The organism is Polyangiaceae bacterium, from assembly GCA_020633205.1.
GTDB lineage: Bacteria > Myxococcota_A > Polyangia > Polyangiales > Polyangiaceae > JAHBVY01.
In genome coordinates, this window is record JACKEB010000012.1 from 425592 (window position 1) to 439395 (window position 13804).

At 65.6% G+C, this 13804-nt stretch carries 7 protein-coding genes; 4 read left to right on the forward strand and 3 right to left on the reverse strand.

Annotation, left to right across the window (positions count from 1 at the left end; translation table 11 throughout):
* Positions 1-3: 3 nt before the first annotated feature.
* Together H6718_13950 and hutU are read right to left on the reverse strand one after the other, a co-directional pair.
* Positions 4-1296: an imidazolonepropionase gene (locus H6718_13950; GenBank protein ID MCB9586501.1), complete on the reverse strand. Its 1293-nt coding sequence runs from the start codon at positions 1294-1296 to the stop codon at positions 4-6.
* The gene (gene hutU / locus H6718_13955) at positions 1293-2963 is read right to left on the reverse strand and encodes a urocanate hydratase (protein ID MCB9586502.1); all 1671 of its coding nucleotides are present in this window, start codon (positions 2961-2963) and stop codon (positions 1293-1295) included. The genes H6718_13950 and hutU overlap by 4 nt, the downstream gene beginning before the upstream one ends.
* Before the next feature lie 642 nt (positions 2964-3605).
* Between hutU and H6718_13960 the strand changes: the two genes are divergently transcribed.
* The gene (locus tag H6718_13960; protein MCB9586503.1) at positions 3606-8930 is read left to right on the forward strand and encodes a tetratricopeptide repeat protein; all 5325 of its coding nucleotides are present in this window, start codon (positions 3606-3608) and stop codon (positions 8928-8930) included.
* A gap of 35 nt (positions 8931-8965) precedes the next feature.
* Positions 8966-9607 carry a hypothetical protein gene (locus H6718_13965; GenBank protein MCB9586504.1) on the forward strand — a complete coding sequence of 214 codons (642 nt, stop codon included), beginning with the start codon at positions 8966-8968 and terminating at the stop codon, positions 9605-9607.
* Here H6718_13965 and H6718_13970 read toward each other — a convergent pair.
* Entirely contained in the window at positions 9604-10752 is a 1149-nt protein-coding gene (locus H6718_13970) for a hypothetical protein (protein ID MCB9586505.1), read from the reverse strand. The two genes, H6718_13965 and H6718_13970, sit on opposite strands and share 4 nt — an antisense overlap.
* Before the next feature lie 569 nt (positions 10753-11321).
* On the opposite strand from H6718_13970, the gene H6718_13975 reads away from it, so the two are divergent.
* Together H6718_13975 and H6718_13980 are read left to right on the forward strand one after the other, a co-directional pair.
* Positions 11322-12881 carry a protein kinase gene (locus H6718_13975; protein ID MCB9586506.1) on the forward strand — a complete coding sequence of 520 codons (1560 nt, stop codon included), beginning with the start codon at positions 11322-11324 and terminating at the stop codon, positions 12879-12881.
* An 8-nt stretch (positions 12882-12889) separates the two neighbouring features.
* Positions 12890-13804: a hypothetical protein gene (locus H6718_13980; protein MCB9586507.1), complete on the forward strand. Its 915-nt coding sequence runs from the start codon at positions 12890-12892 to the stop codon at positions 13802-13804.

Below are 13804 nucleotides of genomic sequence, written 5' to 3' on the forward strand. Positions count from 1 at the left end.
GGTCTAGAGCTGCGGTTCGCCGGCGATCAGCACCTGGCGGACCGGGCTGTAACCAAAGGTGTAGCCCAGGTAGCGATAGTCTGGCGCGTCGACCAGCTGCACGTCGCAACGCTTGCCGACTTCGATGGTGCCCAGGGCGTCGCCGCGACCCACGGCGCACGCCGCGTTGCGGGTCGCCGCGACAATCGCCTCAGCCACGCTCAGCCCTTGAGTGCGCGCCGCGAGAGCGATCATCAAGGGCATGGATGGCGTGGGGCTCGACCCAGGGTTGAAGTCCGTGGCAAGGGCCACCGGTACTCCGGCGTCGACGAGCGCTCGACCCGGCGCGTGGGTCTCGAGCCGCAAGTGAAACGCAACGCCGGGCAAGAGCACGCAAATTGGCGGATTTTCGCCTGCCGCGAGGCTCTTGATGTCCTCGGGCGTCGCGACCTCCAGGTGGTCCACGCTGGTGGCGCCGAGCTCCGCGCCGAGCAGCGTGCCACCGCTCGAGGTGAATTGTTCGGTGTGGAGCTTCAAGCCGAGCCCAAGTGAGCGCGCTAGCTCCAGGATATGACGCGTTTCCGCGAGGCTAAAAGCCTCGTCTTCGCAGAACACGTCGACGAAGTCACACAGCCCCTCGGCTGCCGCCTGGCGCAGGGTTTCATCGACGAGAGCGAGGTACACCTCTCGTTGTTCTCGATGTTCTGGCGGCACCACGTGAGCGCCGAGATAGGTGCTGGTGATGCCCTGAGGCCCCTCGGCCGCGAGCTCTCGGTGAAGTCGTAACATCTCGAGCTCGCCGTCGTGGTCGAGGCGGTAGCCCGTCTTCGCCTCGACGTGAACCGTGCCCTGCTCGAGCATCCGCCGCAGCCAGAGGCGGGCGTGGCTCTTCAGCTCCTCGCGCGTTGCCGCGCGGGTATGCGCCATTGTGCGACGGATCCCGCCGCCTTGCTTCAAGATTTCAAGGTAGCTCGCGCCTCCCATGCGCTGCTCCCACTCTTCGGCGCGGTTGCCGGCGAACAGTAGGTGGGTGTGGCAGTCGACGAATCCAGGCAAAATCAACGCGCCTTGGGCGTCGACGACTCTTGCCTCAGGAAAGCGCGCCGCGAGCTCCGCGCTCGGGGCAATGGCCTGAATGATGCCGCCGCTGAGGGCAATTCCCGTGTTTTCGAGTGTGCCGAGCTCCCCTTGTGCGTTGCCTCGGGCTGCCGATATCCCGCCCGGTTCGCCCACCTCCGCGCGGGCGCGCTCCGCAGCGCTGGCACACGTGATGACTTGTCGTGCCCCGAGGACCAGGCAATCTGGGGCGCCGCTCACGGCAGCTTCATGCCCTTCTGCTTTGCGGTCTCCTGAGCGATCTCGTAGCCGGCCACGGCGTGACGCGCGACGCCGATCCCTGGATCGACGGTGAGCACCCGGTTCAGTCGCTCGGCGCGTTCCGCCGTTCCGTCGGCGACGATCACCATGCCCGCGTGCAAGGAGTTCCCGATGCCCACTCCGCCGCCGTGATGGAAGCTCACCCAGGAGGCGCCCGAGGCCGTGTTGAGCGCGAAGTTCAAGAGCGCCCAGTCAGCGATGGTGTCCGAGCCATCCTTCATCGCCTCGGTTTCGCGGTCAGGTGACGCCACGGAGCCGCAGTCGAGGTGATCGCGCCCAATCACGATCGGCGCCTCCAGCTTCCCGTCGGCGACCAGGCGGTTCATGGCTTCGCCAAACTGCGCGCGCTCCCCGTAGCCCAGCCAACATATCCGCGTGGGAAGTCCGAGGAAGGGGATGCGTTCGCCTGCCAACTTCACCCAGCGGGCGAGCCCCTCGTTGTCAGGGAACAGGCGCAAGAGCTCCTGATCGAGCACGTGGATGTCGTTCGGGTTTCCGCTCAGCGCGGCCCAGCGGAAGGGCCCCATGCCCTGACAGAACAGTTCACGGATGTAGGCGGGGACGAAGCCCGGATACAAGTACTGGCCTGAGGCGTCGCGGACGCTGAGGCCCGCCGCCTCAGCCTGAGCGCGCAGGTTGTTTCCGTAGTCGAAGGCGATCGCGCCCCGGCGCTGCATCTCGAGGATGGCCTCGACATGTTTGGCGATGCTGGCGAGAGACCGCCGGTGGTACTCCGCGAGGTCCTTGCCGCGGAGCTCATCGAGCTCGGCCAGGTCGCCTTCAGGGATGTACGCGCCCAGATCATGAGCAGACGTTTGGTCGGTGATGATGTCGGGGATGGCGCCTTGCTTGACCATTTCCGGGAGGATCGTCGCGGCGTTGCCAACCAAGCCGATGCTCAAGCCTTTTTTAGCTAGTTTCGCTTCCTCTGCCCAACCGAGAGCCTCCCCGAGGTCGCTCGTCATGCGGTCGCAATAGCCCTCATCGACCTTGCGCTTCACGCGGTCTCCGCGCACCTCGATGTTGATCACCACGCCTTCGTTCATGGTGACCGCCATGGGCTGCGCGCCGCTCATGCCACCAAGTCCTGCGGTGACCACCAGCTTGCCCGCCAAGGTCGAGACGCCGTAGTGCTTCTCCGCCAGCGCCAACAGCGTCTGGTAGGTGCCTTGAAGGATCCCCTGGGTGCCGATGTAGATCCATGAACCGGCGGTCATTTGCCCGTACATGGTCAGCCCTTGACGATCGAGCTGATCGAAATGGGACTGGGTGGCCCAGCGCGGGACGATGTTGCTGTTTGCAATCAGCACCCGTGGGGCGTGGACGTGGGTCTTCGCGACGTAGACCGCCGCGCCAGACTGAACGCACAGTGTTTCGTCGGGTTCCAGCTCCTGCAGGGCCTTTTGGATCTTGTGGTACTCGCGCCAGTTGCGCGCCGCTCGCCCGCTACCGCCGTAGACGACCAGGCTCTCCCAGTCGATCGCGTTCTGCGGATCGAGGTTGTTCATCAACATGCGGCGCGCCGCCTCGGCGTCCCAGCTCTTCGCCGTGCGCTTCGACCCGCGTGGCGCACGGATTGGCTCCGAGGGTTTCTGCGACAGGTGCATCGGTCGCCCGTACCGCGCGAGCTCCGGACCGAAGTCGTCGGTACACTGATAGCGGGCTCGTTGGGCGGCGATGATCTCTTCGTCGGTCATTGGGGACGTCCTCGGTGAGGTTGGGGCGCGACCTTAGCCAGAGCACCCCAGCGTTTTCAAACTCCGCGGCGCTGGTCGTTTTTGGGGGGGAGGTCAGGCGTTCGGGCGGAGCGACGTTCCGTACGTGACTCCGGGAGCATGCCGCGCTGCGGCTAGCGGAGCAGGACACTCGATTCGCCGGACGCATGTGGAACCAAATTTCCGCGCGTTTCTGCTAGCCTAGGTCGGCGAATGGCTGACAAAGCGAAGCCTCCTGCCGGTGACGGCTCCGTGCCGCGTCCACCGCGGCCGGACGAATCCGACGACACCAGTCTCCTCGAGCCGATGGAGGTCGAGCCGGACCAGGCCAGACCGCCCAAGTCGGTTCGGCCACCGCCTCCTCCGCGCAAGACGTCTGGAACGGTGCCCGCGGTTCGGCCGCCGCCACCACCCCGTGGCTCGCGCGCGCCGGCCTCGGTTCGGCCACCGCCGCCCCCAAGGCGCGGGGATGATGAATCTCCGCGGGGAAAAGAAACTGGCAGCAACCCTCGGGCTTCTAGCAACCCAGTTGAGGTGAAGCGCGATAGTGATCCACGAGCCTCGGGTTCGCCGCCCGAGCCTCCGCGCAAGAGCGACCCCAAGGCGAGCGCTCCGGAGCGCACCAGCGATCCCGGTAAGCGTCCCTCGGATCCCAAAGCTGCTCCCCCGCGACCGGTGGAACCCAAGGTCTCGGACTCCGGCGTCAAGGACCGAGCGAGCGCCGCTTCTGGAACCTTGCTCGGCGTCCCTGCGCCGACCTATCCATTGGCGCCTGGGATTGCCAAGGTAAACCGCATCAGCGATCCGGGTCGCCTGTCTCCCGCGCCCGCTGCGAGCGGGACCGCAAAGACACTGCTCTCCGGCACGCCTGGGGAAGCGCCCGTACTCGCGACGGGTGATCGCGCCTCCACTGCCGACGCGACGCAGGCTGACCCGCTTGCCGCGTGGAAACGCCGCATGGGGCAGGAGGTGAAGGGACTGGAGGAGCTGATCCGAGACGAGCGGGACGCGCGTCGCCGTGGTCGCTTGCATTATGAAGCAGCGAGGCTCTACGAGTTCCCCCTAGCTGATCTCAAGAAGGCGGAGCACCACTATCGGTCTGCCGTCGATTTGGCTCCCGAGCTGACCGCGGCCCTGGCCGGCGCGCGTCGCCTGCTGATTGCACTCGGAAAGCACAAGGAAGCGCTCGCACTCTTCGACGCGGAGGCCAAGGTCACCGCATCGACCGAGCGCAAAGTGCAGATCTGGTACGAGAAGGGTCGGCTGTACGAGGACCAACTCAAGCTGCGCTCCGAAGCCCGCGCGGCCTACCAGCGCGCCCTCGAGCTGGACAAGCAGAACACCACCGTGCTGCGCGCTCTGGAGCGCTTGGCCGCCCTGGAGAACGACTGGCCGGGGCTCGACAAGGCCCTGGAACAGCTGTCGCTGGCTTTTGCTAGCGACGCCAAGGCTCGAGCCGCGACCCTGGAGGCGCGGGCGCGCCTGCTCGATGCCCACCGCGATCAATCAGGGGACAGCATCGAGCTTTACGGCGAGGCGCTGGAGGCTGAGCCGCGCTCTGCCTCGGCCCTGGTGGCGTTGAAGCGCCTGTTGCATCGCCAAGGGCGCTGGCGTGAGCTGACCGCTGCTCTCGGGCGCGAGGCACAGACGTCGACTGACCCCCGCGTCCGTGCCATGGCTTGGTACCGTGCGGCATCGCTCGAACGGGATCGCCTGGCAGATGCGGACAAAGCCATCGCGGATCTCGAGCGGGCGAGCCATGAGTCACCTGACGACGTCATGATCCTCGAGCAGCTCGCCAAGGCCTACGATCTGTCCGGCAAGCACGCGGAGCGTGTCGGCGTGCTCGAGCGCCTGGTGACGCATACGAAAGACGCCGCGAGTCGCGTGTTGTTGTTGCACCGGCTTGGGCAGCTGGTCGAGGAGCGGCTCAACGACGATGCCGCAGCTCAGGTTTGGTACAAGCGAGCCCTCGAGGTGGACGCAACTCACGCGCCGACTCTGGCCGCGCTCGGCTCTTCCTACACGCGGCGTAAGGAGTGGGAAGCACTCATCGCGATGCATCTCGCCGAGGCGGAGGCCACGAAGGACACCCCGCGGAAAGCACAAGCGCATGCTCGCGTGGCGGACGTCTTCGAGGTGCAGCGTTCGAACCATGCCGAGGCGGAGAAGCACTACGGCCGCGCGTTGTCCCTGGACCCGAAGCACCCGGGCGCCTTCAAGGCGCTCACCCGGCTCTTCGCCCAGTCGGGCAAGCACCGGGAGTTGCTCGAGCTCTACGAGCGCGGCGTCGAGAGCACCGAGGACGCTGACACCAAGATCGAGTACCTGTTTCGTATCGGGCGCCTCCACGAGGACGAGCTCGAGTCTCCCGGTCACGCGGTAGCCACGTACAAGCGCATTCTGGAGATCGACGGAAAGCACCTCGGCGCCATCCACGCTTGGCAGCGCGCGGCCGAACGCGCAGGACGTTGGAAGGAGCTGGTTGGGGGCCTCGAGGCAGAGGCCGAGCGCACGACGGACAAGGCGCAGGTCGTGCCGCTTCTGCATCGCGCTGGTGAGGTCATGGAGCACCACGTTCGCGACGACGAGGCGGCGCTAGAACGTTACCGCAAGGTACTCGAGAAGGACCGCTGCTTCGTACCCAACCTCGCGAGCCTTGGTCGCGTCTACTTCCGCCTCGGCCGCTGGGAGGACTTGGTCAAGACTTACGAGCTCGAGCTAGCCATCCTGCCGAAGGGCAGCGAGTCAGCGGCGCTGCTACACAAGATCGGTGAAATCACCGAGGAGCGCATCGGGAGCGAGACCGGAGCCATCAAGTACTACCGCCAAGCGATCGAGCACGATGCCTTCTACACGCCTGCGCTCCAGGCGCTGGGACGCAAGTACGCTGAGCGTGGAGAGTGGTCCGAGTACGTGAAGCTCTTGGAACTCGAGCTGACGGCCTGCAAAGAAGACGAGCCGAAGGCGCGCATTGCGCTGGCGGTGGGCGAGGTGCATGAAAATCGTCTGAGCCAGCCTGACCGAGCCCTGGCAGCGTACGAGACGGCCATCACGGCCGTCCCCGACTTCAGGCCCGCGCTCGATGGACGCGTGCGTATCCTCGCGGCACAGAATCAGCACAAGCGGCTAGTCGACGAGCTCGAACGCCAGGCGGCAGAGACGCGAGATCCACTCTTGGCCGTTGGCGCGCTCACGGCTGCCGGAGAGATCCTGCGAGACGACCTGAACGAGCCAATTCGGGCAGCGAAGTGCTTCGAAGGCGCCATCGAGCGCGATCCGTCGCATCTGCCCGCGCTGCTCTCGCTGTGCGGCCTGTATGAGCGATTGGGCACTTGGGATCGCTTGGGAGTGACCTACGCCACGCTCTCTCGGGTGCTGAGTCACCCCGGGGCCCGCGTTGCGGCCTTGCGAGATCTTGCGCGCCTCCAAGCGGCCAAGCAGAGCGGCGGCGATCCCAAACACACGTACATCTCGATCCTCCACGTGGACCCCAAGGACCCGCTGGCGCTCTCCGCGTTGGAGTTCGCGGCGCTCGAGGACGGCGACCAGTCGCTGTTGACCCAAGTCGACGCCCGCTTGGGTGCGGCCCTTGACGACCCTGGGCTGTCCTCGGCTCACCGCACACGGCTTGGTGAGTGTCTCGAGCAGGCGGGCGACCAGGCGGCGCTTTCTACCTACCGAACAGCGCTCGAAGCCGATCCAGACAATTACCGTGCGGCTAAGGGCTTCGCGCGGCTGGCCGATAAGTCTGGAGATCGCGCGCTGCTCCGCGAAGCCGCGGAGTACGAGCTGAACGTCTCACGTGACTTGGATCGCGGCGCGGACCTGTTGGTGCTCGCCGCGAAGGCCGAGCGCGAGCGCGGCGATCTAGATGCTGCGGCAAAGGACCTGCTGCAAGCGCTCGAGGTTCACCCGGATCACGCTGGGGCGGCTGAAGGCTTGACTGAGACCTTGCTGCTCCAAGACAAGGTGGACGAACTTTACGACGCTCTGCTTCACGCGGCGAACTCCGCTCGGCTTCAAGCCCGACATGCCGCGCTTTGGAACGCCATCGCCGACCTCCTCGCGGAGCAGAAGCAAGACTTGCCGGCGGCGCTCGCCGCGCTCAACCGCGTGCTTGGCGATGAGCCAGACAGCCCCGCGACATTGGTGAAGCTTGCGGAGTTGTACGCGCGTGACGGTCAGTGGGCCGAGACCGTAGACCGCCTGTCGAGGGCGATTCAGATGAAGCCTGATGACAAGCTGCTCAGCCGCGCTCAGCTGCTCCACGCGCAGACTCTGTCGGAACATTTGGGCGACGACCAGCGCGCGCTGGGCAGTGTCCTGGCGGTGATCGATCGAGAGCCCGAGAGCCGAGAGGCGCTGCAGTGCCTGATCGGGATCCAGCGCCGACGTCGAGATCTGGATGCTGCGTATTCGAGCGCAAAGCAGCTGATCATGGTGTCGGGTACGAAGCTCGAGCGCGCGGAATCGTATCAGCTCCTTGCGGAACTGGAGGCCGAGCGGGGTCATCCCGACGCGGCTGCCCGTGCGCTGGCAGACGCGGTGGCGCTGGTGGGCATGAGCGCGGTGCCGGACCTGGAACGTCACGCGCGAGCGCTGGACGGAACCGCGAAGAAGCAAGTGCTCGAGCGCGAGGCCGAAGCGCTGATCCAATACGCGGCAAACCACCAGCTAAGCTCGGAAGACCGCGTCGCCCTGGAACTCAAGGTCGCCGATGTCTTGGACGAAGGCTTGGGACAGCGGGATCGCGCATTGGCAGGGCTGCAGAAGGCTGCGGCGGCGTTCCCGGAGGATCGGGGCTTGCGTCACGCATTGGCGCGCCGCTTGCGATCCGCGGGGCACCACGCTCAGGCCGCCGATGAGCTGAGAAAGCTGCTTACGGTCGACGTGGATGGCGCGGAGTACTGGCGCGAGCTAGCCGAGACGCTGGGCGCCATGGGGCGCGCTCGTGAGCGAAACCTCGCGCTGGCGCCCCTCGTGGTGCTGGGCGCAGCAAACGATCTCGAGCGGGCCACGCTGGACGCCAATCCGCCGCGGCCAGCGAGCGCCATCGCCGGTGGGTTCGATTCCGTGGCTTACCGTGGTGTCGACGCGGGCGCGGGCGGGGCACGAGGCGTGGAGCTCTTGTGGCTGGTGAGTGAAGGCCTCGGGAAGGTGTATACACCTGAGCTTGAGCGCTACGGGTTGAGTTCCCGAGATCGCCTCAGTGCGCGCTCCGGGGATCCGTTGCGCGTGCTGGCTGACCGTGTGGCCCGAGTTTTCGGAGTGGAGAACTTCGATCTCTACGTGCACCGCGCCCACGCCGGCAGCGTCGAAGTGGAGTTCGGCGATCCGCCGGCGCTACTCGTCCCTGCTCACGTCACGACACTCGCAGAGAGCCAACAGGTGTTCCTCTTCGCCCGAGCGATGGCGAGCATTCGTCGAGGTGTGCACGCCGTGGAGAAGCTGATGCCTCGCCACATCGAAGAGCTGCTCAACGCGACTACGCGCGCCTTCGTCCCCGGATTCGGCGGCGCGGATGCGGAACTCGACAACCTCTCACGACGGATTGCCAAGGCCATCTCGCGGCGAACTCGCAAGGCACTCGAGGAGAGCGCGCCGCTCTACTCGGGGGAACCTGTCACGCACGTCGAGGAGTGGTGCCGCAGGTTGCGGCTGAGTTCCGCGCGCGCCGCACTGGTGGTGGCGGATGATCTGCCGGGTACGATCAATCTCCTGCGACGCACCGAGGGCGACTTGGCTGGACTGCGCGGCGCCGCGCTGGCGCAGGGCATGGCGCTGATCGACGACCTGATGCGCTTCTGGGTGAGCGAGTCGGCGTTCACGCTGCGACGCCACATCGGGATGACTTGAGGAAGGGCAGGGAGCGCGAGCGCGTAGCACTACGGATGGGACTGTGGCGTGGCTCCGTGTTGTGCGCCACGGCCGCGCTCGCCGCCTTCGCCTGCGGAAGCTCGGGAGCGAACCAGCTCGCGGCGGAGACGGCGGGCTTGGTGCTGAAGGGAGCGGCGGCATCCACTACGCACAAGAGCGACCCGCACTTTCGCGCGGAAGGTCCCTACTGTGGGGTCTGGAGAAGCGCCGATCGTGCCTGCCCGACGCTGGTCGAGTGCTCGAAGCTCGGCGGTCAGCGCCTCGTGACCAACGCGTGCGTGCGCGGGGACCGAATCAAACCGGTCACGACCTGCGTTGCTAGCTCCTATGCGTACGGCGCTAAGCGACGAGCCGAGTCGCGACCCTGCGCCGGAGGAGAGTTTCCATCCTGCGAGGGGCTCATCGAGCAGTCGTGTACCGAGTATGAGCAGCTCGTGTGCGTTCAAGCGGGCGGAGCAAAGCGTCTGCTCGAGTGCTGCTATGGGCGCTCCGATTGCGTCTCCAATACGTATTCGCTAGTCGCGTTGCGGCGCGCTCCCTCTCCCCCAGAAAATCCGCGCGGAGATGAGGAAGAGGCTCAGACGGATGCGTCGGTGCCAGCCGACGCGAGCTCGTCTGAGACGTGGCAGGATGCTGGCGTCGAAGAAGGGCCTTAGTTGCTCGTGCCGCCGGCCCCGCCGCTCCCCGAACAGGGATTGACGGGCGGCTGGCTCGGGATGAGGCCGCCGAACTTGCCTGGGTAGCCCGTGAGCTGAATGCCGATGCTCACCGCGTCACAGATCGCGCCGGGGCCTCCAGTGCCCTTGGTCGCGCGGATGTCAGAGCTGTTCTGCAGGAGGTTTTGTACCAGCCCGTACTCGAGGCTGTTGGGACAGATGTTGATGTAAACGAGCGTGTCCAATACGTCTTGAGCCGCCCATCGACCCGCTAGGATCACATTGCTCAGCGAGCTGCCATCCGCGCTGATTTGTCCAGTGAGGGTGGCGTCGGTCAGCTTGAGGAAGACCTGGCCTTCGCTGGTTTGGAAAGGGAACGCCGAGCGATCCGGGAGCCGCATCACCAAGGTACGACCCGCGACATATGCGTTGTCATTGCCAATGATGGGCGAGTTGACGTCGCCGTTGTTGAACGCGGCGTCGGGTACGTAGAACGTGTCCGTTCCGTCCCAGTTGGGCATTCCTGGATCCGTGCTTCCGTCCGGAACTCCGTACGCGGTCTCAGCCATCCAGACCTGAACCGCGGGATCGTCGTCCTCGCCGTTCCAGCCGTCGACGTGCACGACGATCGCGGATTTGCCCTCGTTTTGGTTGTTTTGGGCTGACTGCTGAATGGTGACGTCAGCCGCTTTGAGCAACGGAATCACCGTCGATCCGAACGCATTGTCCACGCCCGCGTTGCCGTCCCGAGCGGGCCCACTGGCGTTCTCCGCGAGGCACTCCACCGGGTTGTCCGGAGGTTCGGTGCACAAACCGTCCAGGTCGTACCCGATGTCTTTCCATGCGGGATCGGGCTGGTCGATGACGATATCCTTGAGCACCCAGATGGTGGTGGGCGCACCAGTCCCCGAGTCCTGAATGGTCGGGCGCACTGGTGGCTGCCGCGAACCGCATCCGCCGCTGCCCGCGGTTCCAGCCGACCCGGCGTTCCCGCCGGAGCCCCCCATGGCGCCGGTCGCCCCAGTCGCTCCCGCGCCTGACGCGCCCGCGTTGCCAGAGGTGCCGCCGCTCGCGCTGCTGCCTCCGAACCCGCCGGCCCCAGCGGTCGAGTCTCCGGAGAAGTAGCCGTCGAGGTCCTTACCCACCACCGAACAGCCAAGCAATCCGAGGACAGCGCTGAGCGCCCCGAGGCGGGACCAAAGACGAGATTGTAGGTAAGGCCGGTACATCGATCGGCGTACTCCAAGCAGCGAGAGAGGAAGCGCGACCAAAAGGTCGCTTCCTGGATCATCCCTCAAGTTGGCCAAGTCGCAAAGCGGGCTGGCATTGCCGAGCGGGAATGCGCCCAACTCGCGTGCTGCACGACCGCTGCGGACCAACCGCTTGCTTGGCACGGTCACCGCGCGCGCACCTCGGCCCACGTTCCCGTTCATAAGGCGCTGCGATTGTCCAGGTTCGTGCGCCCGCTTGCGCGCGACGCGTCGCGGCGGACCTGCAAGATGTTGCGCTCTTTCACGTCGCAGAACCGCGTGCGGAAGCGCCTTCGACCAACGAAACCACATGCGAAGAAGGCGGATTCACGTTCGAGTTACATGCTATCGTTTACGCGGTCCCGAGCAGTTCTCGGGCTGCGATCGACGACACGCTGTGGGGCGTAAGTCGCGCAGGATCGGCGAACCGGTCACGAGACAGAATGAGTCACAAGGCAGTTTCCGTGTCCGCAAATTCGCACCCTCGTCACAGCGCGGATCGAGAACGACTCGATGGCCGTTACGAACTGTTCGAGGAGATCGCCATTGGTGGAATGGCGACAGTGCAGCTGGGCCGTTTGTTGGGCCCTGCAGGCTTCACCAAGCCCGTAGCGATCAAGCGTGTTCACAGACACCTCGTGGGTGAGCCCGAGTTCATCGAGATGTTCCTCGACGAAGCGCGTCTGGCGGCGCGCGTGCGACACCCAAACGTCGTGCCCACCCTCGACGTCGTACAACGCGGCGAAGAAGTGTGCCTGGTGCTCGACTATGTCGAGGGTGAGGCATTCAGCAAGCTGCTCAAGTTCGCCCGCAAGACCGGGATTGAGGTGAAGCCTGAGCTGGTCGCGGCAGTGATGATCGGCGCCTTGTATGGCTTGCACGCTGCACACGATGCCAAAGACGAGAATGGCGATCCGCTGGGGATCGTGCATCGAGACGTGTCCCCGCAGAACATCATGCTCGGGGTGGACGGTATTCCGCGCGTGCTCGATTTCGGCGTGGCCAAGGGTTCCGGGAGGATCCAGGCCACGCGGGACGGGCAGCTCAAGGGCAAGGTCCGCTACATGGCTCCTGAGCAGGCGCGGGGCGAGGAAATCTCCGCGCGGACTGACATCTACGCGGCGGGCGTCGTGCTCTACGAGTCGCTCACGGGGCAGCGCATCATCGATGGGGAAAACGAGATCGCGCAGCTGAACCAGGTGCTCGAGACCCCGGCGCCCAAGCCAAGCGACGTGGATTCAGCCTTCGCAGCCTTTGATGCAATCGTCGCCAAGGCGCTGGCGAAGGACGCGGCGGATCGCTACGAGTCGGCCCGTGACATGGCCGTCGAGCTGGAACACGCCATTCGCCCCATGTCGAACTACGAGGTCGGCGAGTGGGTGAAGAAAGTCGCGGCCACGCCGCTCGCGGATCGCGCCGCGAAGATGCGCCGGATGGAGCAGTGCGCGACAGGCGAGGTCACGAGCATCACCGGAGTGATGGTGGCCGGTACCTTGAACCCACCCAGCGTGCCCACCATCGCTGCGGGCGTGTTGGATGCGACGCCACCCGAGCGGGAGGAGCGCAAGCGCGGGGTATTCTGGGTTGCCGGCGCCGTGTTGCTCGTGTGTCTGCTCGCGACCGGCTTCATCATCTCCCGGCTTGGTTCTGCGGACGCTGCAGCTAGCGCGCCGCCCCAGAGCGATGTACCTCAGGCCGCCAAGCAAGCACAGCCGGCCCCGCCAACCGCGGAGCAGCCCGCAAACCCCACGGCAACGACAGCAGCACCTGCGGTGCCGAGCGATGTGCCGGATATCGACGAGCTAGCAGCTCAGAAGGAGGCCGCTCAAGGGCAGTCAGCGAAGCCCGCTGCCACGGCTCCCGCGAAGCGCGCCCCTGCCAGCACTGCAAAGTCAGTCCCAGCGGAGCCCACCCCCCCAAAGGCCGAGCCAAAGCCAACGGCGAAGCCGGCCGTGGACTGCAGCTCCCCGGTGTGGGTCGATTCCAAAGGGATCAAACACGTCAAGACGGAATGCCTGAAGTGAGTTCAAGAATGCTCCGTAGTTCTCAGTTCCGGATCCTCACCATCGCACTCGCTGGGAGCTGCTGGCTCAGCGGAGGGGTTGCGGTGGCTGCCGACGACGCCCCAAACCAACAGCAGTGTGCTGATAGTTACGTCAAGGCGCAGACCCAGCGTCGCGACGGAGACTTGATGGGCGCTCGGGAGCAGCTCTTGGTGTGTGCGAGCCAAACCTGCTTGGCAGCGGTGCAAAAGGACTGCGCACAGTGGCTCACCGAGGTCGAGTCGAGTGTGCCGAGCGTCGTCTTCGAAATCGAAGGCGCAGACGTCAAAGACGTGCATGTGGAAGTCGACGGGGTAGCCGTCGATGAAGACGCGCGCGCCGGGCGTGCGGTCAGCCTCAATCCGGGAAAGCACACTTTTAAGTTCACGTTTCCCGACGGCACCACCAAGGAGCAAGAGGTAACACTACTCGAGGGGCAGAAGAACAAGGCCGTGAAGACCAGCGCGGGTGGACAAGGCGCGGACGCTACCAGTGGTAACGGTGCAGGCGATGCATCGGGGCCCGAGCCGACCCCAGGCGAGGGACCGGGTGCGTTGCCCTGGGCATTCGTTGGGCTGGGTGTCGTGGGGCTCGGGGTTGCGACGGGGTTTTGGCTAGACGCTTCTGGCAAGCTCGACGACTTGGATGGCAGCGGCTGTGCCCCGAACTGCTCGAGTTCGGACCGCGATGCGATCGAGCAGAGCCGTCTGATCGGTGACATTGGCTTCGGGGTTGGCATCGTCTCCTTGGGGGTTGCCACAGTACTGTGGCTTGGCTCAGGGAGCGGCTCCGGCAGCGCAACGATGGATACCGAAGCACGGCGCAAGCGGCGCGAGCAGGCGTTGAAGTTCGACGTTCGCGGCGTGCGAGGCGGCAGCTTGGCGACCTTCGGCGGCTCGTTCTAG

What these genes read in the sequence shown, in the direction of transcription:
- hutU (MCB9586502.1), bottom strand. Translation starts at nt 2,963, where the DNA reads ATGCACCTGTCGCAGAAACCCTCGGAGCCAATCCGTGCGCCACGCGGG.
- H6718_13965 (MCB9586504.1), top strand. Translation starts at nt 8,966, where the DNA reads ATGGGACTGTGGCGTGGCTCCGTGTTGTGCGCCACGGCCGCGCTCGCC.
- H6718_13980 (MCB9586507.1), top strand. Translation starts at nt 12,890, where the DNA reads ATGCTCCGTAGTTCTCAGTTCCGGATCCTCACCATCGCACTCGCTGGG.